General features: G+C 55.9%; 19 protein-coding genes. 14 read left to right on the forward strand and 5 right to left on the reverse strand.

From position 1 onward, the window contains the following. Positions 1 to 11: 11 nt before the first annotated feature. The 9 genes from rlmN to E0L16_RS05535 all read left to right on the forward strand — a co-directional run bounded on the left by rlmN (position 12) and on the right by E0L16_RS05535 (position 10,506). Complete coding sequence (rlmN, locus tag E0L16_RS05495; protein ID WP_003860623.1) at positions 12 to 1,178, forward strand: dual-specificity RNA methyltransferase RlmN; 1,167 nt, start codon at positions 12 to 14, stop codon at positions 1,176 to 1,178. A gap of 291 nt (positions 1,179 to 1,469) precedes the next feature. Continuing rightward, positions 1,470 to 2,474: a cytoskeleton protein RodZ gene (rodZ, locus tag E0L16_RS05500; RefSeq protein WP_063868017.1), complete on the forward strand. Its 1,005-nt coding sequence runs from the start codon at positions 1,470 to 1,472 to the stop codon at positions 2,472 to 2,474. Positions 2,475 to 2,500: 26 nt separating this feature from the next. Next, on the forward strand, positions 2,501 to 3,619 hold the full coding sequence (ispG, locus tag E0L16_RS05505; RefSeq protein ID WP_003860619.1) for a flavodoxin-dependent (E)-4-hydroxy-3-methylbut-2-enyl-diphosphate synthase: 1,119 nt from the start codon (positions 2,501 to 2,503) through the stop codon (positions 3,617 to 3,619). 81 nt (positions 3,620 to 3,700) lie between these two features. Next, the gene (gene hisS / locus E0L16_RS05510) at positions 3,701 to 4,975 is read left to right on the forward strand and encodes a histidine--tRNA ligase (RefSeq protein WP_107533511.1); all 1,275 of its coding nucleotides are present in this window, start codon (positions 3,701 to 3,703) and stop codon (positions 4,973 to 4,975) included. A 13-nt stretch (positions 4,976 to 4,988) separates the two neighbouring features. Continuing rightward, on the forward strand, positions 4,989 to 5,609 hold the full coding sequence (locus E0L16_RS05515) for a YfgM family protein (protein ID WP_063450510.1): 621 nt from the start codon (positions 4,989 to 4,991) through the stop codon (positions 5,607 to 5,609). Between the two features lie 10 nt (positions 5,610 to 5,619). After that, complete coding sequence (gene bamB, locus E0L16_RS05520) at positions 5,620 to 6,798, forward strand: outer membrane protein assembly factor BamB (protein WP_063450509.1); 1,179 nt, start codon at positions 5,620 to 5,622, stop codon at positions 6,796 to 6,798. Between the two features lie 112 nt (positions 6,799 to 6,910). Then, positions 6,911 to 8,383 (forward strand): ribosome biogenesis GTPase Der, encoded by a 1,473-nt coding sequence (gene der, locus E0L16_RS05525; protein WP_022648998.1) that lies wholly within the window; start codon positions 6,911 to 6,913, stop codon positions 8,381 to 8,383. 301 nt (positions 8,384 to 8,684) lie between these two features. After that, entirely contained in the window at positions 8,685 to 10,226 is a 1,542-nt protein-coding gene (locus E0L16_RS05530; RefSeq protein ID WP_131636486.1) for a peptide MFS transporter, read from the forward strand. 58 nt (positions 10,227 to 10,284) lie between these two features. Then, positions 10,285 to 10,506 carry a zinc ribbon domain-containing protein gene (locus E0L16_RS05535; RefSeq protein ID WP_131636487.1) on the forward strand — a complete coding sequence of 74 codons (222 nt, stop codon included), beginning with the start codon at positions 10,285 to 10,287 and terminating at the stop codon, positions 10,504 to 10,506. On the opposite strand, the gene E0L16_RS05540 is transcribed toward E0L16_RS05535, so the two are convergent. From E0L16_RS05540 to xseA, 3 genes are read right to left on the reverse strand one after another with little or no spacing between them, the layout of a single operon-like run. After that, a complete protein-coding gene (locus tag E0L16_RS05540; protein WP_063450506.1) occupies positions 10,503 to 10,853 on the reverse strand; it encodes a protealysin inhibitor emfourin in 351 nt (116 codons plus the stop codon). The genes E0L16_RS05535 and E0L16_RS05540 overlap by 4 nt on opposite strands. After that, positions 10,853 to 11,872 (reverse strand): M4 family metallopeptidase, encoded by a 1,020-nt coding sequence (locus E0L16_RS05545; RefSeq protein WP_131636488.1) that lies wholly within the window; start codon positions 11,870 to 11,872, stop codon positions 10,853 to 10,855. Before E0L16_RS05545 ends, E0L16_RS05540 begins: the two co-directional genes overlap by 1 nt. A gap of 58 nt (positions 11,873 to 11,930) precedes the next feature. Next, complete coding sequence (xseA, locus tag E0L16_RS05550) at positions 11,931 to 13,304, reverse strand: exodeoxyribonuclease VII large subunit (protein WP_107533506.1); 1,374 nt, start codon at positions 13,302 to 13,304, stop codon at positions 11,931 to 11,933. 159 nt (positions 13,305 to 13,463) lie between these two features. Here xseA and guaB point away from each other — a divergent pair, with 159 nt between their 5' ends. The 3 genes from guaB to E0L16_RS05565 all read left to right on the forward strand — a co-directional run bounded on the left by guaB (position 13,464) and on the right by E0L16_RS05565 (position 17,844). After that, positions 13,464 to 14,930, forward strand: a complete 1,467-nt coding sequence (guaB, locus tag E0L16_RS05555; RefSeq protein ID WP_039270203.1) for an IMP dehydrogenase — start codon at positions 13,464 to 13,466, stop codon at positions 14,928 to 14,930. Between the two features lie 67 nt (positions 14,931 to 14,997). After that, entirely contained in the window at positions 14,998 to 16,575 is a 1,578-nt protein-coding gene (gene guaA, locus E0L16_RS05560; RefSeq protein ID WP_006811514.1) for a glutamine-hydrolyzing GMP synthase, read from the forward strand. An 888-nt stretch (positions 16,576 to 17,463) separates the two neighbouring features. Next, positions 17,464 to 17,844: a membrane lipoprotein lipid attachment site-containing protein gene (locus tag E0L16_RS05565; protein ID WP_131636489.1), complete on the forward strand. Its 381-nt coding sequence runs from the start codon at positions 17,464 to 17,466 to the stop codon at positions 17,842 to 17,844. 412 nt (positions 17,845 to 18,256) lie between these two features. Here E0L16_RS05565 and E0L16_RS05570 read toward each other — a convergent pair whose 3' ends face one another. Next, the gene (locus tag E0L16_RS05570) at positions 18,257 to 18,610 is read right to left on the reverse strand and encodes a helix-turn-helix domain-containing protein (protein WP_107533486.1); all 354 of its coding nucleotides are present in this window, start codon (positions 18,608 to 18,610) and stop codon (positions 18,257 to 18,259) included. A gap of 335 nt (positions 18,611 to 18,945) precedes the next feature. On the opposite strand from E0L16_RS05570, the gene oqxA reads away from it, so the two are divergent. Both oqxA and oqxB read left to right on the forward strand, forming a co-directional pair. After that, positions 18,946 to 20,121 (forward strand): multidrug efflux RND transporter periplasmic adaptor subunit OqxA, encoded by a 1,176-nt coding sequence (oqxA, locus tag E0L16_RS05575; protein WP_063868025.1) that lies wholly within the window; start codon positions 18,946 to 18,948, stop codon positions 20,119 to 20,121. 23 nt (positions 20,122 to 20,144) lie between these two features. Then, entirely contained in the window at positions 20,145 to 23,297 is a 3,153-nt protein-coding gene (gene oqxB / locus E0L16_RS05580) for a multidrug efflux RND transporter permease subunit OqxB (RefSeq protein ID WP_063868027.1), read from the forward strand. A gap of 66 nt (positions 23,298 to 23,363) precedes the next feature. Here oqxB and oqxR read toward each other — a convergent pair whose 3' ends face one another. After that, complete coding sequence (gene oqxR / locus E0L16_RS05585; protein ID WP_063868028.1) at positions 23,364 to 23,843, reverse strand: efflux pump transcriptional repressor OqxR; 480 nt, start codon at positions 23,841 to 23,843, stop codon at positions 23,364 to 23,366. Positions 23,844 to 23,888: the final 45 nt, after the last annotated feature.

A 23,888-nucleotide genomic window follows, 5' to 3' on the forward strand; every position in this document is an offset into this window, starting at 1 on the left:
CGGAAAATATTATGTCTGAATTAGTGAATACCTCCGAAGTCGCCATTCCTGCGGTTCCCAATAAAAATGGAAAAATTAACCTGCTGGACCTGAACCGTCAGCAGATGCGCGAGTTCTTTAAAGAGATGGGCGAGAAGCCGTTTCGTGCCGATCAGGTCATGAAATGGATGTACCACTATTGCAGCGACAACTTTGATGACATGACGGACATCAACAAAGTGCTGCGCAATAAGCTTAAAGAAGTGGCGGAAATCCGCGCGCCGGAAGTGGTGGAAGAGCAACGCTCCTCGGATGGCACCATCAAGTGGGCCATTGCCGTTGGCGATCAGCGCGTTGAAACCGTGTATATCCCGGAAGACGATCGCGCCACGCTGTGCGTCTCTTCTCAGGTGGGCTGTGCGCTGGAGTGCAAATTCTGTTCGACGGCGCAGCAGGGCTTTAACCGTAACCTGCGCGTGTCGGAAATCATCGGCCAGGTCTGGCGTGCCGCGAAAATCGTGGGCGCGGCGAAAGTCACCGGTACGCGTCCCATCACCAACGTGGTGATGATGGGGATGGGTGAACCGCTGCTGAACCTGACCAACGTCGTGCCGGCGATGGAAATCATGCTCGACGACTTCGGTTTTGGTCTGTCCAAGCGCCGCGTGACGCTCTCTACTTCCGGCGTTGTGCCTGCGCTGGACAAACTGGGCGACATGATTGACGTCGCGCTGGCAATCTCCCTTCACGCGCCAAACGACGCCATCCGTGACGAAATTGTGCCGATCAACAAAAAGTACAATATCGAAACCTTCCTGGCCGGCGTGCGCCGTTACCTGGAGAAATCCAACGCCAACCAGGGCCGCGTGACCATCGAATACGTGATGCTGGATCATGTCAACGACGGTACCGAGCATGCTCACGAGCTGGCAGAACTGTTGAAAGATACGCCATGCAAGATCAACCTGATCCCATGGAACCCGTTCCCGGGCGCGCCGTATGGCCGTAGCTCAAACAGCCGTATCGATCGCTTCTCCAAGGTGCTGATGGAGTATGGTTTCACCACCATCGTGCGTAAAACGCGTGGTGATGATATTGACGCAGCCTGTGGTCAGCTGGCGGGGGACGTTATTGACCGTACCAAACGTACGCTGCGTAAGCGCATGCAGGGTGAGTCAATCGCGGTTAAAACCGTCTGATTATTATGCAGACACGGCGCATTTTTTGCGCCGTGAAGCATTAATTTACTGAATAATCAGCCACAATCATTACAACTGATTAATAATTACGGTGCGTTTCATACGACTTTCGGGCAGTATGTAACGACGTAACAACAGTTTAGCGTGAAGGCCCGCCAGCGCTGTCATCTGCGGCCCGACAGTCTTATACTGTTTGTTCCAGGTTAACTGACCTGAAGTTTCGCGGTGCGGGTGGCATTGTGACTCACCGGCACCTGAACCCTTATTTTCACGTACCAGTAGTTGTAGCGAATGAATACTGAAGCCACTCACGATCAAAATGCAGCACTCTCCACTGGCGTTCGTCTTCGCAACGCCCGTGAACAACTCGGACTCAGCCAGCAAGCCGTTGCAGAACGCCTGTGCCTGAAGGTGTCCACCGTTCGCGACATTGAAGAAGATAAGGCTCCTGCCGATCTGGCTTCAACGTTTCTGCGCGGCTATATCCGTTCTTACGCCAAACTGGTTCATATTCCTGAAGACGAATTACTGCCGATGATGGAGAAGCAGGCGCCGGTACGTGCAGCAAAAGTGGCGCCGATGCAAAGCTTCTCGCTGGGTAAGCGTCGTAAAAAACGCGATGGCTGGCTGATGAGCTTTACCTGGCTGGTTCTGTTTGTGGTTGTCGGCCTGACGGGCGCATGGTGGTGGCAAAACCACAAAGCGCAGCAGGAAGAGATCACCACCATGGCCGATCAGTCCTCCGCTGAGCTTAATCAATCCAACGGTGCACAAAGCGTGCCGCTGAGTACGGAAGGGGCTTCGACCTCCAGCGAACCGCAGACGGCAGCAGCGAACGCGCCTGCAACCGAAGCTGCTCCAGCGCCAGAGGCGACGGCGAATACCGCGCCAGCAACCCAGGCTCAGGATCAGAATGCGGTGGTATCGCCTTCACAGGCAAATGTTGATACCGCACCTGCGGCAACGGCACAGACGGATAACACCGCGGCGTCGCTGCCAACTGACCCGGCTGGTACGGCGGCCCCTGCCGTTGACCCGAATGCGCTGGTAATGAATTTTACGGCGGATTGCTGGCTGGAAGTGACTGACGCAACAGGTAAAAAGCTGTTCAGCGGCCTGCAACGCAAAGATGGCACGTTAAATCTAACGGGCCAGGCACCTTACAAGCTTAAAATCGGCGCACCGGCAGCGGTACAGATCCAGTATCAAGGAAAACCTGTCGATCTGAGCCGCTTTATCAGAACTAACCAGGTTGCGCGTCTTACCGTTAATGCCGAACAATCAGCAGCACAGTAACAGACGGGCAATGCGGGAGATTTTACATGCATAACCAGGCTCCTATTCAACGTAGAAAATCGAAACGGATTTACGTTGGGAACGTGCCAATCGGCGATGGGGCGCCTATCGCCGTCCAGTCGATGACCAATACGCGCACCACGGACGTGGAAGCGACGGTCAATCAAATCAAAGCGTTAGAGCGCGTAGGCGCGGACATTGTTCGCGTCTCTGTGCCGACCATGGACGCCGCTGAGGCGTTCAAACTGATCAAACAGCAGGTGAGCGTGCCGCTGGTTGCCGATATTCACTTCGATTACCGTATCGCGCTGAAAGTCGCTGAATACGGTGTCGATTGCCTGCGCATTAACCCAGGCAACATCGGCAATGAAGAACGCATTCGCATGGTGGTTGACTGCGCCCGCGACAAAAACATTCCAATCCGTATCGGCGTGAACGCCGGCTCTCTGGAAAAAGATCTTCAGGAAAAGTATGGCGAGCCAACGCCGCAGGCGCTGCTCGAATCCGCCATGCGTCACGTCGATCATCTGGATCGCCTTAACTTCGATCAGTTCAAGGTGAGCGTAAAAGCCTCTGACGTTTTCCTGGCCGTTGAATCGTATCGCCTGCTGGCGAAACAGATCGATCAGCCGCTGCATCTTGGGATCACCGAGGCGGGCGGTCTGCGCAGCGGTTCAGTAAAATCGGCGATTGGCCTTGGCCTGCTGCTCTCTGAAGGCATCGGCGACACGTTACGCGTCTCTCTGGCCGCCGATCCGGTGGAAGAAATCAAAGTCGGTTTTGATATCCTGAAATCACTGCGTATCCGCGCACGTGGGATCAACTTCATTGCCTGCCCAACCTGTTCACGTCAGGAATTTGACGTGATCGGCACCGTGAACGCCCTGGAGCAGCGTCTGGAAGACATCATCACCCCGATGGACGTGTCCATCATCGGTTGCGTGGTTAACGGTCCGGGTGAAGCGCTGGTGTCCACGCTGGGCGTGACCGGCGGTAACAAGAAAAGTGGTCTCTATGAAGATGGCGTTCGTAAAGATCGTCTGGATAATAGCGACATGATCGACCAGCTCGAAGCCCGCATTCGCGCAAAAGCGACGATGATGGACGAAGCGCAGCGCATCAGCGTTCAGCAGGTTGAAAAATAACGTGATGGGAAGCAGGCTGCTTCCCATGTATGATTGAGCCCATTCTTTGGGTTCTTTTTTGTATATAGAAAGAGAATAAACGTGGCAAAAAACATTCAAGCCATCCGCGGCATGAACGATTATCTGCCTGGCGAAACCGCCATCTGGCAGCGCATTGAAGGCACACTGAAGCAGGTGCTCGGCAGCTACGGTTACAGCGAAATTCGTTTGCCGATTGTAGAGCAGACCCCGTTATTCAAACGCGCGATCGGTGAAGTGACCGACGTGGTTGAAAAAGAGATGTATACCTTTGAGGACCGCAACGGCGACAGCCTGACCCTGCGTCCTGAGGGGACGGCGGGTTGCGTACGCGCCGGCATCGAACATGGTCTCCTGTACAATCAGGAGCAGCGCCTGTGGTATATCGGCCCGATGTTCCGCCACGAACGTCCGCAGAAAGGCCGCTATCGTCAGTTCAACCAGCTTGGCGTGGAAGTGTTTGGCCTGCAAGGCCCAGATATCGACGCTGAACTGATTATGCTGACAGCCCGCTGGTGGCGTGCGCTCGGTATTTCTGAGCACGTTTCACTGGAGCTGAACTCAATCGGTTCTCTGGAAGCGCGTGCGAACTATCGCGATGCGCTGGTGGCATTCCTGGAACAGCATAAAGAGAAGCTGGACGACGATTGTAAGCGTCGTATGTACAGCAACCCGCTGCGCGTACTCGATTCCAAAAATCCTGACGTACAGGCGCTGCTGAACGATGCGCCTGCACTGGGTGACTACCTGGACGAAGATTCCCGCGAACACTTTGCCGGCCTGTGCAAGCTGCTTGAAGCGGCGGGCATTGCTTATACCGTTAACCAGCGTCTGGTTCGCGGTCTGGACTACTACAACCGCACCGTGTTTGAGTGGGTCACCTCCAGCCTCGGTTCGCAGGGTACCGTGTGTGCCGGCGGTCGTTATGACGGTCTGGTTGAGCAACTGGGTGGTCGTGCAGCACCGGCTGTTGGCTTCGCGATGGGCCTTGAGCGACTTGTTTTGCTGGTTCAGGCAGTTAATCCGGAATTTAAAGCCGATCCTGTTGTCGATATATACCTGGTGGCCTCAGGTGCGGATACGCAGTCTGCGGCAATGCAGCTTGCCGAACGCGTGCGCGATGCGCTGCCGGACGTTAAGCTGATGACCAACCACGGCGGCGGCAACTTTAAAAAACAGTTTGCTCGTGCCGATAAGTGGGGCGCAAGTATCGCACTGGTGCTGGGTGAGTCCGAAGTGGCCAACGGCGAAGTGGTAGTGAAAGACCTGCGCTCTGGTGAGCAAACTACGGTAACGCAGGACGGCGTTGCGGCACACTTGCGCACTCTATTAGGCTAAGGAGAAGGACTGCGTGGAAATTTACGAGAACGAACACGACCAGGTGGATGCGGTTAAACGCTTCTTTGCCGAAAACGGCAAGGCATTGGTTGTTGGGGTTATTTTAGGTGTAGGTGCGCTGGTAGGTTGGCGTTACTGGAACAATCATCAGGCTGACTCTGCTCGCGGTTCGTCCCTGAACTACGAAAATACCGTTAGCGCAATCAGTGCCGATCGGCCGCAAACCCTGGCGGCCGCGGAAAAATTTGCCGCTGACAACAAAAACACCTACGGCGCACTGGCTGCGCTGGAAGTGGCTCAGCAGTATGTTGATAAAAACGAACTGGACAAAGCCGCTGCGCAGCTGTCCCAGGGGCTTGCTGCTGCCAGTGACGAAAATCTGAAAGCGGTAATTAATCTGCGCCTGGCACGTATTCAGGTTCAGCAGAAAAAAGCTGACGACGCGCTGAAAACGCTTGATACCATCAAAGGCGAAGGCTTTGCCGCCATCGTTGCCGATCTCCGCGGTGAAGCACTGCTGAGCAAAGGTGACAAAGCGGGCGCGCGCAAAGCGTGGCAAGCTGGCGTGGATAGCAAAGCTTCACCTGCGCTGAGCGAAATGATGCAGATGAAAATAAATAATTTGTCCGTCTGAGAGGGACCCAATGCAATTGCGTAAATTACTTCTGCCAGGACTGCTTTCTGTTACGTTATTGAGCGGTTGTTCACTGTTCAGTGGCGAAGAAGACGTTGTCAAAATGTCCCCGCTGCCGACGGTTGAAAACCAGTTCACGCCATCCACCGCCTGGGATACCTCCGTGGGTGATGGTATTGGCGATTTTTATTCCAACCTGCACCCGGCGTTTGCTGACGGCGTGGTCTATGCAGCCGATCGCAAAGGCACCGTCAAAGCGCTGAACGCGGATGACGGAAAAGAAGTGTGGTCCATTAACCTGGCGGAAAAAGACGGCTGGTTCTCCCGTAAGCCTGCACTGCTTTCTGGCGGCCTGACCGTTGCCGGTGGTCACGTGTACGTGGGCAGCGAAAAAGCGCAGGTTTACGCGCTCAATGCCAGCGACGGTTCTGTTGCATGGCAGACCGCCGTTGCCGGTGAATCCTTGTCTCGTCCGGTCGTGAGCGACGGGCTGGTGCTGATCCATACCAGCAACGGCCAGCTTCAGGCGCTGAACGAAGCCGACGGTCTGGTAAAATGGACCGTTAACCTGGATATGCCAGCGCTGTCTCTGCGCGGTGAATCTGCTCCGGCGACCGCCTTCGGCGCCGCTATTGTGGGCGGTGACAACGGCCGCGTCAGTGCGGTACTGATGCAGCAAGGTCAGATGATCTGGCAGCAGCGTATCTCTCAGGCGACCGGTTCAACTGAAATTGACCGTCTGAGCGACGTGGACACGACGCCAGTTATCGTTGACGGTGTGGTTTACGCGCTGGCGTATAACGGCAACCTGACGGCGCTGGATCTGCGTAGCGGCCAGATCATGTGGAAACGTGAACTGGGCTCCGTGAACGATTTCATCGTCGACGGCAACCGTATTTATATGGTGGATCAGAACGACCGTCTGCTGGCGCTGAGCACCGAAGGTGGCGTGACGCTGTGGACGCAGAGCGATCTGCTGCACCGTCTGCTGACCGCACCGGCACTGTATAACGGCAGCCTGGTGGTGGGCGACAGCGAAGGCTATATGCACTGGATCGATCCAGAGAATGGCCGCTTCGTGGCGCAGCAGAAGGTGGACGGCTCAGGCTTCCTGACCGACCCGGTTGTGGCTGACGGCAAACTGCTGATTCAGGCAAAAGACGGCACGCTGTACGCGATCACGCGTTAATTACACGGCGGTTGTAGTATACTAAACGGCTCCTGTTCACTCAGGAGCCGTTTTGACATTTTTAAAAACGCCGCGAAAGCGACGTTATTTTGAATTTTATGAGGCTTCAAACATGGTACCTGTGGTCGCGCTTGTCGGGCGCCCTAATGTTGGAAAATCCACTCTTTTTAACCGTTTAACACGCACCCGTGATGCGCTGGTTGCGGATTTCCCGGGGCTGACGCGTGACCGTAAGTACGGTCGTGCAGAGGTGGAAGGACGCGAGTTCATCTGTATCGATACCGGGGGTATTGACGGTACGGAAGACGGCGTAGAAACCCGCATGGCAGAGCAGTCTCTGCTGGCTATCGAAGAAGCGGACGTGGTTCTGTTTATGGTGGATGCGCGCGCTGGCCTGATGCCTGCGGATTCTGCTATTGCCAAACATCTGCGTTCACGCGAAAAGCCAACCTTCCTGGTGGCGAACAAAACTGACGGTATCGATGCCGATCAGGCCGTTGCGGATTTCTGGTCCTTAGGCCTGGGCGATATTTATCCTATCGCGGCTTCGCATGGCCGCGGCGTGACCAGCCTGCTGGAAACCGTTCTGCTGCCGTGGGTGGATGAAGTGAATCCGCCGGAAGAGGTGGACGAAGACGCCGAATACTGGGCGCAGTTTGAAGCCGGAGAAGAAGGCGAGGAAGAGCCGGAAGACGACTTCAACCCGCAGGATCTGCCTATTAAGCTGGCTATCGTTGGTCGCCCTAACGTAGGTAAGTCTACGCTTACTAACCGTATTCTGGGTGAAGAACGCGTGGTGGTTTACGACATGCCGGGCACAACGCGTGACAGCATTTATATTCCGATGCAGCGCGATGAACGTGAGTATGTCCTTATCGACACCGCAGGCGTGCGTAAGCGCGGGAAAATCACCGATGTGGTGGAAAAATTCTCGGTGATCAAAACCCTTCAGGCGATTGAAGACGCGAACGTAGTGCTGCTGGTGATTGACGCACGTGAAGGTATCTCCGATCAGGATCTCTCTCTGCTCGGCTTTATCCTCAATAGTGGGCGCTCACTGGTCATTGTCGTCAACAAGTGGGACGGCCTGAGCAACGAGGTGCGTGAACAGGTGAAAGAAACCCTGGACTTCCGTCTGGGCTTTATCGACTTTGCCCGCGTACACTTTATCTCTGCGCTGCACGGCAGCGGCGTTGGTAACCTGTTCGAATCCGTGCGTGAAGCCTACGACAGCTCTACCCGCCGCCAGAGCACGGCGATGCTGACCCGCATCATGAATATGGCTGCGGAAGATCACCAGCCGCCGCTGGTGCGCGGTCGTCGCGTGAAGCTGAAATATGCCCACGCCGGTGGCTATAATCCGCCTATCGTGGTGATCCACGGCAATCAGGTGAAAGATCTGCCGGATTCCTACAAGCGCTACCTGATGAACTACTTCCGCAAGTCGCTGGACGTAATGGGTACGCCTATCCGTATTCAGTTTAAGGAAGGGGAAAACCCGTTTGCGAATAAACGCAACACCCTGACGCCGAACCAGATGCGTAAGCGTAAGCGTTTGATTAAGCACATTAAGAAAAGCAAATAAGCCTTGCTCTTCCCACTGAAACCCGCGCCTGTCGCGGGTTTTTTTATGCCTGGCGGCAGGCCTTGATTAAGTCTCTGTGATGTCAATCACTATTCACTTTTAACCATGTTTATATCTAAGAAAGTAGACAATCGTCGAATTTTCGTCTTAAAGTCCAGGGTTCGGTACTAGACAAAACTAGCGCCTGGTTATCAAATGGTTAACCAACTTTTCGCCGCATGTAAAAAATCGATCGGATACGTAACCGTTCGGCGTACATGCTGGTGTTTACAAGCACGACACATACCTTTTCGGGAGAATTATGCAATCCTCTGTTAATCAAAAAGAGAGCCGAACCTTCTTCGGCCATCCTTATCCGCTCGGTTCGCTGTTCTTCACCGAGATGTGGGAGCGTTTCTCGTTTTACGGTATTCGCCCGCTGCTGATCCTGTTTATGGCCGCCACCGTCTATGACGGCGGGATGGGCCTGGCGCGCGAAAACGCCTCGGCGATTGTCGGTATCTTTGCCGGAACCATGTACCTGGCCGCGCTGCCGGGCGGCTGGCTGGCGGATAACTGGCTCGGCCAGCAGCGTGCCGTCTGGTACGGTTCGATTCTTATTGCGCTTGGTCACCTGTCGATCGCGCTGTCGGCCATCATGGGCGACAACCTGTTCTTCATCGGCCTGATGTTCATCGTGCTCGGCTCCGGCCTGTTTAAGACCTGTATCTCGGTCATGGTCGGTACCCTGTACAAAAAGGGCGACGCGCGTCGTGACGGCGGTTTCTCGCTGTTCTATATGGGCATCAACATGGGCTCGTTCATTGCCCCGCTGATTTCCGGCTGGCTGATCAAAACGCACGGCTGGCACTGGGGCTTTGGTATCGGCGGTATCGGGATGCTGGTGGCACTGATCATCTTCCGCGTGTTTGCCGTTCCGGCCATGAAGCGCTATGACGCTGAAGTGGGTCTGGACTCTACCTGGAACAGCCCGGTGGTGAAACGTAACGGCGTAGGTGCCTGGCTGCTGGCGCTGGCGGTGGGTGTTGCAATCATCGTTACGTTGATTGCCCAGGGCGTGATTGTGATCAATCCGGTCGCGGTCGCCAGCGTGCTGGTGTATGTGATCGCCGCCTCCGTTGCGCTCTACTTTATCTACCTGTTCATCTTCGCCGGTCTGAACCGCAAAGAGCGCGCCAGGCTGCTGGTGTGCTTTATTCTGCTGGTCTCCGCCGCGTTCTTCTGGTCCGCGTTCGAGCAGAAGCCAACCTCCTTCAACCTGTTCGCCAACGACTACACTAACCGCATGATCGGTGATTTTGAAATCCCGGCGGTATGGTTCCAGTCGATTAATGCCCTGTTCATCATTCTGCTGGCCCCGGTATTTAGCTGGGCATGGCCGAAGCTGGCGAGCAATAATATTCGCCCGAGCAGCATCACCAAGTTCGTCATTGGTATTTTGTGTGCGGCAGGCGGCTTCGGGCTGATGATGCTGGCGGCACAGAACGTGCTGAGCAACGGTGGGGCAGGGGTATCGCCGTTCTGGCTGGTGGGCAGTATCCTGATGCTGACGCTCGGGGAACTGTGCCTGAGTCCAATCGGCCTGGCAACCATGACCCTGCTGGCACCGGAAAGAATGCGCGGCCAGATGATGGGCCTGTGGTTCTGCGCCAGTGCGCTGGGTAACCTGGCGGCGGGCCTCATTGGTGGGCATGTGAAGGCCGACCAGCTGGACATGCTGCCGGACCTCTTTGCCCGTTGCTCCATCGCGCTGCTGATTTGTGCTGCGGTGCTGATCGTCCTCATTGTTCCGGTACGTCGCATGCTGGAAAATGCGCAGACTAAAACGGCTACTGAAGCCTGATAATTCTCAGACTGCCGGGGCGGTTATCCTGCCCCGGCCCAACTTAACGGGAGAGAGCATGTCCATTACCTGTCCTGACTGCCACGCAGAGCTCGAGCCGCAAAACGGTGTCGCGCACTGCGACAGCTGCAATAAAGATATTCCCCTCGAAGCGCGCTGCCCTGACTGTCACCAGCCGCTTCAGGTACTCAAAGCCTGCGGCGCGGTGGATTACTTCTGTCCGAACGGTCACGGGCTGATCTCAAAAAAACGCGTCGAGTTCGTCAGGGCCAAGGCTTAATCGCACACGCAGCCTTCGCCTTTTTGCCACAGCTCAATCAGCGATTCCGGCGCTTCCTGCTCCGGAACCAGCACGATAATATCGGTATACTGCGCCTGATTGTGCCGGGTCCAGATGATCTGAATGCGAAAATAGCGCTGATCGCCGCTGCCCGGGGACGACACCTGGCCCGGCGGCTGCCCGCGCGGGATAGCCTGTTCCAGAATATTCACCACGCGCTGACGCTGCGCCTCGTTGAGCGTGGAGAGGGCGATAGTGCGCTGACCGCTCAGCTTAGGAATAAAGGCGACGCCGCCTTCCCGGGCCAGCTCAACCACGGCGTCATCCGTCAGTTCCGGTACCTGCATTACAGTACTCCCACCTGTTCCCAGGCTTGTTTAATTGCCGCCCCAACGTCACTACCGGAGCGCTTCTCGCCGTGGGCGATCGTCAGTTTTGCGAAAGCGTCAAAATCGGCATCCTGCGCCAGATTGCGATCGCACACCGTGTCGTACCAGGCATAACCGGCTTTTTCCCAGGCGTAACCGCCGATCGCCGTCGCGGCCAGGTAAAACGCCCGGTTGGGGATGCCGGAGTTGAGGTGTACGCCGCCGTTATCCTCGCGCGTCTTAATGAAATCTTTCATATGCCCGGGCTGCGGATCTTTGCCGAGCAGGGGATCGTTATAGGCGGTGCCCGGTTCAGACATAGAGCGCAGCCCTTTCCCGTTGATGCCTTCCGCCAGCAGTCCTTCGCCAATCAGCCAGTCTGCCCGATCGGCAGTCTGCTTAAGATGGTATTGCTTCACCAGCGAACCAAACACGTCGGATAACGACTCGTTCAGCGCGCCTGACTGTTCAAAGTAGATCAGTCCGGCCTCGGTCTCCGTCACTCCGTGGCTCAGCTCATGCGCCACCACGTCGATGGCAATGGTGAAGCGGTTGAAGATTTCCCCGTCGCCATCGCCAAAGACCATCTGCTGGCCGTTCCAGAAGGCGTTTTGATACTCCCGGCCATAGTGCACGGTGCCGGTGAGGATCAGCCCTTTGTTATCTAGCGAATCGCGCTGATATTCCTTCCAGAAGAAATCATGTGTGATGCCCAGATAATTGTACGCTTCATCCACCGCCACATCGCCGTTAGACGGCTGGCCTTCATAGCGCACCTGGGTACCCGGCAGCTCCTGGGTCTGTTTTGCATCGTAGATGTCACGCTCAAGCTGACCGGCTTTATTGACGTGCGGCGCGGCGGGCTTACCCGGCATATGCGCCATCAGGGTTTGCACGTGGGTTAACGTCTGACGGGCGCAGCGCTGCTGGGGCTCTGACCCGCTTTCGATAATACGACGAAGAATATACGGAGGGATGACGCTATGTAGATGGGGCATGCTGCTCTCCTTATTAAAAAAGGCAATAGCAGCAGTATAGTTTGTAACCGGCGAAGATTTATCCGCTTTTACGCTGACGTGTTTTTTTCACCGGTTTGATCTCTTTGACTTCACTCTCAACCCAGCCGTCTGAAAGACGGGTGGTGAGCACATCCCCGGCTTTTACCTGTTTCGTTTGTTTCAGCACTTTGCCGTCCGTCGCGGTGGTCACGCTGTAGCCGCGCGCCAGCGTGGAGAGCGGGCTGACGGCCTCCAGATGGGTGACCGCATTGCCAAAACGCTCGCGGGTGGTGCTCAGGCGTGAACGAATATTTTCCGCAAGGCGATACTCGAGCTGCTGGATCCGCGTTTGCGCACGGTAGATGGTCGGCTGCGGATTTTGCTGATTCAGACGCTGCGTGACGCGCTGCTGGCGGGATACTGCGCGCTTAAGCTGGGTATCTATCGCGAAGTTCATGCGCTGACGCAGACGCTCAAGTACGGTTTGCTGGCGCGCCAGACGCAGCTGAGGATGCTGCTGTTGCAGACGATGGTGAAGCTGGGTAAAGCGGCGGGTGCGGTTAGCGAGGAAATAGTCCATCGCCATCTCCAGGCGCTGCTGCGCGTTCTGGATCTGACGCAGCAGCTCCTGCTGGTTACGGCTGACCACCTCTGCCGCCGCAGACGGCGTGGGCGCGCGTAAATCCGCGACAAAATCCGCAATCGTCACGTCCGTTTCGTGACCGACGGCGCTCACGACAGGAATAAGGCTGGCAAAGATCGCCCGCGCCACGCGCTCGTCGTTAAAGCTCCACAGGTCTTCCAGCGAGCCGCCGCCGCGCCCGACGATCAGGACATCGCACTCCTGACGCGCATTCGCCAGCTCAATGGCGCGTACGATCTGCCCCGGCGCATCGTCACCCTGAACGGCAGTCGGGTAGATAATAACGGGCAGGGAAGGGTCACGACGCTTCAGCACGTGCAAAATATCGTGCAGGGCCGCACCGGTTTTCGAGGTGATAACCCCCACGCAGTGGGCAGGTGAGGGCAGGGGCTTTTTGAACTGCTGGTCAAACAACCCCTCAGCCGAAAGCATGGCTTTAAGCTGCTCGTACTTCTGTTGCAGCAAGCCTTCACCGGCGGGCTGCATGCTCTCGACGATAATCTGATAATCGCCGCGCGGCTCATACAGGGTAATATTGGCGCGCACCAGAACCTGCTGGCCGTGCTGAGGACGGAAGGTCACGCGACGGTTGCTGTTGCGGAACATGGCACAGCGCACCTGGGCGGTGTCGTCTTTTAGCGTAAAGTACCAGTGGCCGGAAGCGGGCTGCGTGAAGTTAGAGATTTCACCGCTGATCCAGACCTGCCCCATTTCCTGCTCAAGCAGCAAACGCACCGTCTGATTAAGGCGGCTGACAGTATAAATTGAGGGGGATTGAGAGGATAACATGTGAGCGGGATCAAATTCTAAATCAGCAAGTTATTCAGTCGATAGTAACCTGCTGAGAGGGGAGCGCAAGCATTTTTTTCAAAAAAGTGTAGATGCAATCGGTTACGCTCTGTATAATGCCACGGCAATATTTAACCACCCAGGTCAGAGATATTGCCCATGCTACGTATCGCTAAAGAAGCACTGACGTTTGACGACGTCCTCCTCGTTCCCGCTCATTCCACCGTTCTGCCGAATACTGCCGACCTCAGCACGCAGTTGACGAAAACCATTCGTCTGAACATTCCTATGCTCTCCGCAGCAATGGACACCGTGACGGAAGCGCGTCTGGCTATCGCCCTGGCACAGGAAGGCGGCATTGGCTTTATCCACAAAAACATGTCTATCGAGCGCCAGGCGGAAGAAGTTCGCCGCGTGAAGAAACATGAATCCGGTATTGTGTCCGACCCTCAGACCGTTCTGCCAACCACCACCCTGCACGAAGTGAAAGCGCTGACCGAGCGTAACGGCTTCGCAGGCTACCCGGTTGTGACCGAAGATAACGAGCTGGTGGGCATCATCACCGGTCGTGACGTGCGTTTTGTCACTGACCTGAACCAGCCTGTCAGCGTATACATGACGCCTAAAGAGCGTCTGGTGACCGTGCGTGAAGGTGAAACCCGCGACGTCGTGCTGGCGAAAATGCACGAAAAACGCGTTGAGAAAGCGCTGGTTGTGGATGCGAGCTTCCACCTGCGCGGCATGATCACCGTTAAAGATTTCCAGAAAGCAGAACGTAAACCGAACGCCTGTAAAGACGAGCATGGCCGTCTGCGCGTCGGTGCTGCGGTTGGCGCGGGCGCAGGTAACGAAGAGCGCGTTGACGCGCTGGTTGCTGCGGGCGTTGACGTGCTGCTGATTGACTCCTCCCACGGCCACTCCGAAGGCGTTCTGCAACGTATCCGTGAAACCCGTGCTAAATACCCGGATCTCCAGATCATCGGCGGTAACGTGGCAACGGGCGCAGGCGCTCGCGCACTGGCGGAAGCGGGTTGCAGCGCGGTGAAAGTGGGTATTGGCCCTGGCTCCATCTGTACTACCCGTATCGTTACCGGCGTGGGCGTTCCGCAGATCACCGCGGTTTCTGACGCGGTTGAAGCGCTGGAAGGGACCGGTATTCCGGTTATCGCTGACGGCGGTATCCGCTTCTCTGGCGACATCGCCAAAGCGATCGCCGCAGGTGCAGCCGCCGTGATGGTGGGCTCTATGCTGGCCGGTACCGAAGAATCCCCGGGCGAAATCGAACTCTACCAGGGCCGTTCTTATAAATCCTATCGCGGTATGGGCTCCCTCGGTGCGATGTCCAAAGGTTCCTCCGACCGTTACTTCCAGACCGATAACGCCGCAGACAAACTGGTGCCGGAAGGTATCGAAGGCCGTGTGGCCTATAAAGGCCGCCTGAAAGAGATCATTCACCAGCAGATGGGCGGCCTGCGCTCCTGTATGGGTCTGACCGGCTGTGGTACCATCGACCTGCTGCGTACCAAAGCGGAATTCGTACGCATCAGCGGTGCGGGTATCCAGGAGAGCCACGTTCACGACGTGACGATCACCAAAGAGTCCCCGAACTACCGTCTGGGCTCCTGATAAATTTCCGCGCCCGGCTCAATGCCGGGCGCTTTGTTTTGTTTCACTTGCCTCGGAATTAGCGTCAATGACGGAAAACATTCATAAACATCGCATTCTCATCCTGGACTTCGGTTCTCAGTACACTCAGCTGGTGGCGCGCCGCGTGCGTGAGCTGGGCGTTTACTGTGAGCTGTGGGCGTGGGATGTCACGGAAGCACAGATTCGCGAGTTCAATCCAAGCGGCATCATCCTCTCCGGCGGTCCGGAAAGCACCACCGAAGAGAACAGCCCGCGCGCACCGCAGTACGTGTTCGAAGCGGGCGTACCGGTGTTCGGCGTTTGCTACGGCATGCAGACCATGGCGATGCAGCTGGGCGGCCACGTAGAAGGCTCTAACGAGCGTGAGTTCGGCTACGCGCAGGTTGAAGTTGTTACCGACAGCGCGCTGGTGCGCGGTATTGAAGACTCCCTGACCGCAGACGGCAAGCCGCTGCTGGACGTGTGGATGAGCCACGGCGACAAAGTCACCGCCATCCCGTCCGACTTCGTGACCGTTGCCAGCACCGAAAGCTGCCCGTTCGCCATCATGGCGAACGAGGAAAAACGCTTCTACGGCGTGCAGTTCCACCCGGAAGTGACCCACACCCGTCAGGGTATGCGTATGCTGGAGCGCTTCGTGCGTGACATCTGCCAGTGTGAAGCCCTGTGGACCCCGGCAAAAATCATCGACGACGCCGTGGAGCGTATCCGCCAGCAGGTTGGCGATGACAAAGTGATCCTCGGCCTCTCCGGCGGCGTGGACTCCTCCGTCACCGCGATGCTGCTGCACCGCGCGATCGGTAAAAACCTGACCTGCGTCTTCGTGGACAACGGCCTGCTGCGCCTGAACGAAGCCCAGCAGGTAATGGACATGTTTGGCGACCACTTCGGTCTGAACATCGTTCACGTGGAAGGCGAACAGCGCTTCCTCGACGCGCTGAAGGGCGAGAACGATCCGGAAGCGAAACGTAAAATCATTGGCCGCGTGTTCGTGGAAGTGTTCGACGAAGAAGCGCTGAAGCTGGAAGACGTGAAGTGGCTGGCGCAGGGCACTATCTACCCTGACGTGATCGAGTCTGCGGCCTCCGCAACCGGTAAAGCGCACGTCATCAAATCTCACCACAACGTGGGCGGCCTGCCGAAAGAGATGAAGATGGGCCTGGTTGAGCCGCTGCGCGAGCTGTTCAAAGATGAAGTGCGTAAGATCGGCCTGGAGCTGGGTCTGCCGTACGACATGCTCTACCGTCACCCGTTCCCGGGCCCGGGCCTCGGCGTGCGCGTGCTGGGTGAAGTGAAGAAAGAGTACTGCGACCTGCTGCGTCGTGCGGACGCGATCTTCATCGAAGAGCTGCACAAGGCTGACCTGTACAACAAGGTAAGCCAGGCGTTCACCGTGTTTCTGCCGGTTCGCTCCGTCGGCGTGATGGGCGATGGCCGTAAGTACGACTGGGTTGTCTCCCTGCGTGCGGTGGAAACCATCGACTTCATGACCGCGCACTGGGCGCATCTGCCGTATGACTTCTTAGGCCGCGTGTCTAACCGCATCATCAACGAAGTTAACGGCATTTCCCGCGTGGTGTATGACATCAGCGGTAAGCCACCGGCGACGATTGAGTGGGAATGATGTATAGCTAGTTCATAGCACATCATATCTATTCAATATCATCTCTAACCCTCTGTAATTGCAGAGGGTTTTTGTTTATAGCTACTCATATCTATTCACTCTACACCACATTTTTCGACGGTACAGGTGACGGTATCAATTTGTAGGAAACTAGCGCGAAATTAATTTTTAGAAAAACACTGTTGGAGGCAGGTCAGCTGCAAGCTGTGTTGAAACGCTACGGAATATGATAGTTAGCCGATGCTGAAATATTCGAGGTATATACCTACAGCTACATTAAACACGTCGTCCCGGCCGACTGAATCCATGACAGGAAGCAGACGGTAATCGAACGGGATTTTTGCCCACGCTCGGCGAAATAATGAAGATTGAGTTAACTAAGAGTGTAGTGGGCGACCTTTAGAACGTATTGTCGAGCATGGCGGTTCAGTCACCGAGATTCAGGCTAGTTGAATGATTTGCGGGGGGGTAAAGACAATACTGTGAAAGGCGGCTCATTCGGCCATTATGACGATTTGCTATTCCATGACCTTACACGCTATGGTTCGAGTATCGCAGCCATATGCGGCGGCCCGGTGTTGAGTTTCGCAATGCATTTAACCAAACTGCTAAACACCCAACTTCAGAAACGCTTTAGGATAAAAAACTTTCTTCGGAACTGATACACTGAAAGCCGGGCGTATGATCACTCCATTCGCCAACCTCTGGAATGCTAAAGTAAGCACCTTTCAATTGATTCAGCTTTAGCTTCATGAGAAACCTATCCTTGGCTGCAACGACAGGGGACTGGACCGCGCGTAGCGGTAATTCATTACAACAAGCTGGTGGAAGCCAGGCGAAACACAGCCAGCTGAGCGCCAGAATTAGGGAAAGCAGTAGGAAATTTATATGAAAAAAATATTTCTGGTTTTGGCAGTTGTTATTTTGGCTGGATGCCAGACGGCTGCACAATTTGAAAGGAATATGCTGACCTGGAGAGGACAGCCAATAAATTCACTGATTCAACAATGGGGTTACCCAAACGGTGAGTTGACATCACCCGATGGGAATAAGGTCTATGTTTATGATAACTCAGGATCTGTATACATACCGCAAACAACAACCTATAACACAAATGCCAATCTTATTGGCAATAGTTTATATTCAACAACCAATGCTTATTCAACGGGGGGGTATTCAGTTGATATGCGTTGCACAATTTATGTTGAGTTTGGTGATGATAAGTTTATTAAAAACGTATCCTGGAGAGGTAACAACTGCGTAGCGTGACATGTTACGAAGGCCGCCATAGCGGCCTTTTTCATATCAGATCTTGAATGCGTTTTGCTTATTTACTGCGTCTAGACGCAAATGTCGTACAGGCATTTACTGACACCGACACTGTAGCACGCTGTGGTTTGTATTCCGGTGCCGCTCGGGAAACGTCTTGCTGTACCCCTGCACGCGATTGAGCTGTTTGTAAGCGGATAACGTTAACCAGATCTTAAACGCCTTTAAATGAATGGGCTTGTTTACGGTTGCCTTGCCTCAAAGCAATTCATTAATTATTTTAATAATTGCATTGGAATAAGGTAGCTACACAGTAACCTTTTCTGCAATGTCATATATAGGTAAAGCTGAATAAAACTTCCTGTTTACAGAGAGTTTTTAATGTGTAACCGATATCCGACCGTAACGTCAGCTACTGGCTCATCTGCCGCGATCCACGGCAGCCGATACTGCGCCGCCATGCGCCTGGCGCCTGACCGTACTGACGCTTAAAGCTGCGGTTGAAGGACTGCTGCGAGTCAAAGCCGAGCGCGATCGCCACGTTCAGAATCGGTTCATCGCTGTGGGCCAGGCGCTCAACCGATTTTTGCAGCTTTTGTGCGCGAATATATTCGGCGAGAGGGGAGCCGGTATGTTCTTTGAAGATCCGCTGGAGATGCCATTTCGAATACCCGGCTCGCCTGGAGACGGTTTCAATGTCCAGACGGCTATCAAGGTTGTTGTCGATCCAGTCGAGTAAATCGTGAATGAATGCACCCGTGTTCATCTTGCTTCCCCCTACGCCACGCATCAAAAAGCATCTTTGTTTGTTGCATTTAAAGGTGGCCCGTTTTTGCTTTAATTGCAAGTATTATTGTTACATTTAAATCCCTTCTAAAAACAGGTTATTCACCTTCACCGCAAATAGCACATAAAGTGCAACAATTATTCTTGCACTTAATTAAGCGCCTTCCTACAATCGCCGCGATAGTGTATTCGCAACTGTTACAGTTTTGTGGCGATGAACGACACAAATGGCCTTCAGCCAGCCCGGACAAAGGAAGTGGCGCGGCGCCTCCCGCTGCGTCTTGCCCGGCGGCTACAATAACCGGAATAAAAATAATGAGCCTGCAAAAAACCTGGGGTAACTTTCATCTGAGCGCGATGGGGGTGATATTACTCTCCGCGCTGCTGGTCGGGTGCGATGACAGCGTCGCGCAAAATGCTGCGCCGCAGGCGCCCGCCGTCAGCGCCGCTGACGTGGTTGTGAAATCCATTAGCCAGTGGGACAGCTTTAACGGTCGCATTGAGGCGGTGGAAAGCGTCCAGCTGCGCCCGCGCGTCTCCGGCTACATTGATAAAGTGAATTACACCGACGGCCAGGAGGTGAAAAAGGGCGAGGTGCTGTTCACGATTGACGACCGAACCTATCGCGCCGCGCTGGAACAGGCGCAGGCGGCGCTGGCGAGAGCCAAAACGCAGGCCAGCCTGGCGCGAAGCGAGGCTAACCGGACCGATAAACTGGTCAACACTAACGTGGTTTCCCGTGAAGAGTGGGAGCAGCGTCGTTCGGCCGCCACCCAGGCGCAGGCCGACATTCGCGCAGCGCAGGCGGCGGTTGATGCCGCGCAGCTTAACCTGGACTTCACCAAAGTGACCGCGCCCATCGATGGCCGCGCCAGCCGTGCACTGATCACCAGCGGTAATCTGGTCACCGCCGGCGACAGCGCCAGCGTGCTCACCACCCTGGTCTCGCAGAAGACGGTTTACGTCTACTTCGACGTGGACGAGTCAACCTACCTGCACTATCAGAACCTTGCCCGCAGCGGGCAGGGGGCGTCCAGTCATCATACGGCGCTGCCGGTGGAGATCGGCCTGACCGGTGAGGAGGGTTATCCCCACCAGGGCAAAGTGGATTTTCTTGATAATCAGCTCACGCCGAGTACCGGAACGATCCGCATGCGCGCCCTGTTAGATAACGCGCAGCGTCAGTTCACGCCGGGTCTTTTTGCCCGCGTGCGCCTGCCGGGCAGCGCGGAATTTAAAGCCACGCTTGTTGACGATAAAGCGGTGCTGACCGATCAGGATCGCAAATATGTTTATGTCGTTGATAAAGAGGGAAAAGCGCAGCGTCGCGATATTACGCCCGGGCGTCTGGCCGACGGTTTACGCATCGTACAGCAGGGGCTGAATCCTGGGGATAAAGTCATCGTCGATGGTTTACAAAAAGTGTTTATGCCGGGTATGCCGGTTAATGCGAAAACCGTTTCCATGACCGCCAGCACCGCTCTTAACTGATCCCTTACCTGAGAATCCAACCCATGGACTTTTCCCGTTTTTTCATCGACAGGCCGATTTTTGCCGCCGTACTGTCGATTCTGATTTTTATCACCGGATTAATCGCCATCCCGCTGCTGCCGGTGAGCGAATATCCTGACGTCGTCCCTCCAAGCGTGCAGGTACGCGCGGAGTATCCGGGCGCCAACCCGAAGGTGATTGCCGAGACCGTGGCAACGCCGCTGGAAGAGGCGATCAACGGCGTTGAAAACATGATGTACATGAAGTCCGTTGCGGGTTCCGACGGCGTGCTGGTGACCACCGTCACCTTCCGTCCAGGTACCGACCCGGATCAGGCGCAGGTTCAGGTGCAAAACCGGGTAGCGCAGGCTGAAGCGCGTCTGCCGGAAGATGTGCGGCGTTTGGGCATCACCACTCAGAAACAGTCCCCGACGCTGACGCTGGTGGTGCATCTGTTTTCGCCCGGCGGTAAGTACGATTCACTTTACATGCGTAACTACGCCACGCTGAAGGTGAAGGACGAGCTGGCGCGCCTGCCCGGCGTGGGGCAGATTCAGATCTTCGGCTCTGGCGAATACGCGATGCGCGTCTGGCTGGACCCAAACAAGGTGGCGGCGCGCGGGCTGACGGCCTCAGACGTGGTGACGGCGATGCAGGAGCAGAACGTGCAGGTGTCCGCCGGGCAGCTTGGTGCCGAGCCGCTGCCGAAAGAGAGCGATTTCCTGATCTCCATTAATGCTCAGGGCCGGCTGCATACCGAAGAAGAGTTTGGCAATATTGTCCTGAAAACTACGCAGGATGGGACGGTCGTCCGCCTGCGCGACGTGGCGCGCATCGAGATGGGTTCCGGCAGCTATGCGCTGCGTTCGCAGCTCAACAATAAAGACGCGGTCGGGATTGGTATCTTCCAGTCTCCCGGGGCAAACGCCATCGATCTGTCTAACGCGGTGCGTGCGAAAATGGACGAACTCTCCACCCGTTTTCCGGACGATATGAAATGGGCGGCGCCTTACGACCCGACCGTTTTCGTCCGCGATTCCATCCGCGCGGTGGTGCAGACGCTGCTGGAAGCGGTGGTGCTGGTCGTACTGGTGGTGATCCTGTTCCTTCAAACCTGGCGGGCGTCGATCATCCCGCTGATCGCGGTGCCGGTATCCGTCGTGGGCACGTTCAGTATTCTCTATCTGCTGGGCTTTTCGCTTAATACCCTGAGTTTATTCGGGCTGGTGCTGGCGATTGGTATCGTGGTGGACGATGCCATCGTGGTGGTGGAGAACGTCGAGCGAAATATTGAAGAGGGGCTCGCCCCGCTTGCGGCAGCGCATCAGGCGATGCGGGAAGTGTCCGGGCCGATTATCGCCATAGCGCTGGTGCTGTGCGCGGTGTTTGTGCCGATGGCATTCCTCTCTGGCGTTACCGGCCAGTTCTACAAGCAGTTTGCGGTAACGATAGCCATTTCAACGGTGATCTCCGCGATCAACTCGCTGACGCTCTCGCCAGCGCTGGCCGCGCTGCTGTTGAAACCGCACGGCGCGCCGAAAGATTTTCCGACCCGGCTTATCGATCGTCTGTTTGGCTGGATCTTCCGTCCGTTTAACCGCTTTTTCCACCGCAGCTCGACCGGCTATCAGGGGCTGGTGGGCAAAACGCTTGGCCGACGCGGGGCGGTGTTTGCGGTTTATCTGCTGCTGCTTTGTGCCGCGGGCGTGATGTTTAAAGCCGTACCCGGCGGGTTTATTCCGACGCAGGATAAGCTGTACCTGATCGGCGGCGTGAAAATGCCGGAAGGCTCGTCGCTGGCGCGTACCGATGCGGTGATCCGCAAAATGAGCGAAATCGGTATGAATACCGAAGGTGTGGATTATGCGGTCGCGTTTCCTGGCCTGAATGCGCTCCAGTTCACCAATACGCCGAACACCGGGACCGTATTTTTTGGCCTGAAGCCGTTCGACCAGCGTAAACACTCTGCGGCGGAAATTAACGCGGAGATCAACGCGAAAATCGCGCAAATCCAGCAGGGCTTCGGCTTCTCGATTCTGCCGCCGCCGATTCTGGGGCTGGGACAGGGGTCGGGCTATTCCCTGTATATTCAGGATCGCGCAGGTCTGGGCTATGGCGCGCTGCAAAATGCGGTGAACACCATGTCCGGCGCAATTATGCAGACGCCGGGGATGCACTTCCCCATCTCAACCTATCAGGCTAACGTTCCGCAGCTGGACGTGCAGGTCGACCGGGATAAGGCGAAAGCGCAGGGCGTGTCGCTCACCGATCTTTTCGGTACGCTGCAAACGTATCTGGGCTCGTCATACGTAAACGACTTTAACCAGTTTGGCCGCACCTGGCGCGTGATGGCGCAGGCCGACGGGCAGTTCCGCGACAGCGTGGAGGATATTGCGAATTTACGTACCCGCAATAACCTCGGCGAAATGGTGCCGATCGGCAGTATGGTGAATATCAGCACCACCTACGGACCGGACCCGGTGATCCGCTACAATGGTTACCCGGCGGCGGATCTCATTGGCGATGCCGATCCTCGCGTGCTCTCTTCCGCGCAGGCCATGACGCAGCTGGACGCCATGTCTAAGCAGATCCTGCCGAACGGAATGAATATTGAATGGACGGACCTGAGCTTCCAGCAGGCAACTCAGGGCAACACGGCGCTGATCGTCTTCCCGGTCGCGGTACTGCTGGCGTTCCTGGTGCTGGCGGCGCTGTATGAGAGCTGGACGCTGCCGCTGGCGGTGATCCTCATCGTGCCGATGACCATGCTCTCCGCGCTGTTTGGCGTCTGGCTGACCGGGGGCGATAACAACGTCTTCGTGCAGGTGGGTCTGGTAGTGCTGATGGGGCTGGCCTGTAAGAATGCGATTCTTATCGTAGAGTTTGCCCGCGAGCTGGAAATGCAGGGCAAAGGCATTATGGAAGCCGCGCTGGAAGCGTGCCGCCTGCGTTTACGTCCGATTGTGATGACCTCAATCGCCTTTATTGCCGGGACGATCCCTCTCATTCTCGGCCACGGCGCGGGTGCCGAAGTGCGCGGCGTCACCGGGATCACCGTGTTCTCCGGTATGCTGGGCGTCACGCTGTTTGGGCTGTTCCTGACGCCGGTCTTTTACGTCACGCTGCGTAAGTTCGTGACGCGCGGCAAAGCGGAAAGAGAGGTGTTGCCTGCGTAGGACGTAGCAGACAATAAAAAACCGCCTTCACAGTGAAGGCGGTTTTTTTTCGCCGTCCGTAAAGGATTAAGGCGCTTTTTTATGCTGCGTACAGATTTCCGGCACCGGATCGCACCCGCTGGTGTCGGCCTTTTTCACCTCTTCCAGCGCGCTGGCGACGGTATGGCGCGCTAAAACCTCCAGCGAAGCCTGCTCCGCTTCATCAGCAATGGATTTGAAATACCAGCAGGCGTTGGCGCTGACCACGCAGCGGGCCGGGACGTCAGGACGGGACGCCCACAGCTTTTTATCTTCCGTGACGGAGAGGTAAATATCACGCAGGGTAATCTCTTCCGCCGGACGGCCAAGGTGAATAGAGCCGTTGCGGCCAAGCGTGGAGACAATAATGCCGTCGCGAGCGAGTGGAACCATTAACTTGCGGATAAAGCTCGGATTCGCCTCCAGGCCGTAGGCCAGGATTGCACTCGTCGAACGTTCACCCGATTGCTCCGCCATCGCTACGCTGAGAACCATCTGCAAAGCTGTCGGGAAGCGGTAATCTAGCATTTTTCTGTCCTGGGTCGCGGTGAATCTTGTTCTTTTTGGCACCGC

Source organism: Enterobacter quasihormaechei, assembly GCF_004331385.1.
In the GTDB taxonomy this organism is placed as follows: Bacteria; Pseudomonadota; Gammaproteobacteria; order Enterobacterales; family Enterobacteriaceae; genus Enterobacter; species Enterobacter quasihormaechei.

What these genes read in the sequence shown, in the direction of transcription:
- rlmN (WP_003860623.1), top strand. Translation starts at nt 12, where the DNA reads ATGTCTGAATTAGTGAATACCTCCGAAGTCGCCATTCCTGCGGTTCCC.
- rodZ (WP_063868017.1), top strand. Translation starts at nt 1,470, where the DNA reads ATGAATACTGAAGCCACTCACGATCAAAATGCAGCACTCTCCACTGGC.
- ispG (WP_003860619.1), top strand. Translation starts at nt 2,501, where the DNA reads ATGCATAACCAGGCTCCTATTCAACGTAGAAAATCGAAACGGATTTAC.
- bamB (WP_063450509.1), top strand. Translation starts at nt 5,620, where the DNA reads ATGCAATTGCGTAAATTACTTCTGCCAGGACTGCTTTCTGTTACGTTA.
- der (WP_022648998.1), top strand. Translation starts at nt 6,911, where the DNA reads ATGGTACCTGTGGTCGCGCTTGTCGGGCGCCCTAATGTTGGAAAATCC.
- E0L16_RS05530 (WP_131636486.1), top strand. Translation starts at nt 8,685, where the DNA reads ATGCAATCCTCTGTTAATCAAAAAGAGAGCCGAACCTTCTTCGGCCAT.
- E0L16_RS05535 (WP_131636487.1), top strand. Translation starts at nt 10,285, where the DNA reads ATGTCCATTACCTGTCCTGACTGCCACGCAGAGCTCGAGCCGCAAAAC.
- E0L16_RS05540 (WP_063450506.1), bottom strand. Translation starts at nt 10,853, where the DNA reads ATGCAGGTACCGGAACTGACGGATGACGCCGTGGTTGAGCTGGCCCGG.
- E0L16_RS05545 (WP_131636488.1), bottom strand. Translation starts at nt 11,872, where the DNA reads ATGCCCCATCTACATAGCGTCATCCCTCCGTATATTCTTCGTCGTATT.
- xseA (WP_107533506.1), bottom strand. Translation starts at nt 13,304, where the DNA reads ATGTTATCCTCTCAATCCCCCTCAATTTATACTGTCAGCCGCCTTAAT.
- guaB (WP_039270203.1), top strand. Translation starts at nt 13,464, where the DNA reads ATGCTACGTATCGCTAAAGAAGCACTGACGTTTGACGACGTCCTCCTC.
- guaA (WP_006811514.1), top strand. Translation starts at nt 14,998, where the DNA reads ATGACGGAAAACATTCATAAACATCGCATTCTCATCCTGGACTTCGGT.
- E0L16_RS05565 (WP_131636489.1), top strand. Translation starts at nt 17,464, where the DNA reads ATGAAAAAAATATTTCTGGTTTTGGCAGTTGTTATTTTGGCTGGATGC.
- E0L16_RS05570 (WP_107533486.1), bottom strand. Translation starts at nt 18,610, where the DNA reads ATGAACACGGGTGCATTCATTCACGATTTACTCGACTGGATCGACAAC.
- oqxA (WP_063868025.1), top strand. Translation starts at nt 18,946, where the DNA reads ATGAGCCTGCAAAAAACCTGGGGTAACTTTCATCTGAGCGCGATGGGG.
- oqxB (WP_063868027.1), top strand. Translation starts at nt 20,145, where the DNA reads ATGGACTTTTCCCGTTTTTTCATCGACAGGCCGATTTTTGCCGCCGTA.
- oqxR (WP_063868028.1), bottom strand. Translation starts at nt 23,843, where the DNA reads ATGCTAGATTACCGCTTCCCGACAGCTTTGCAGATGGTTCTCAGCGTA.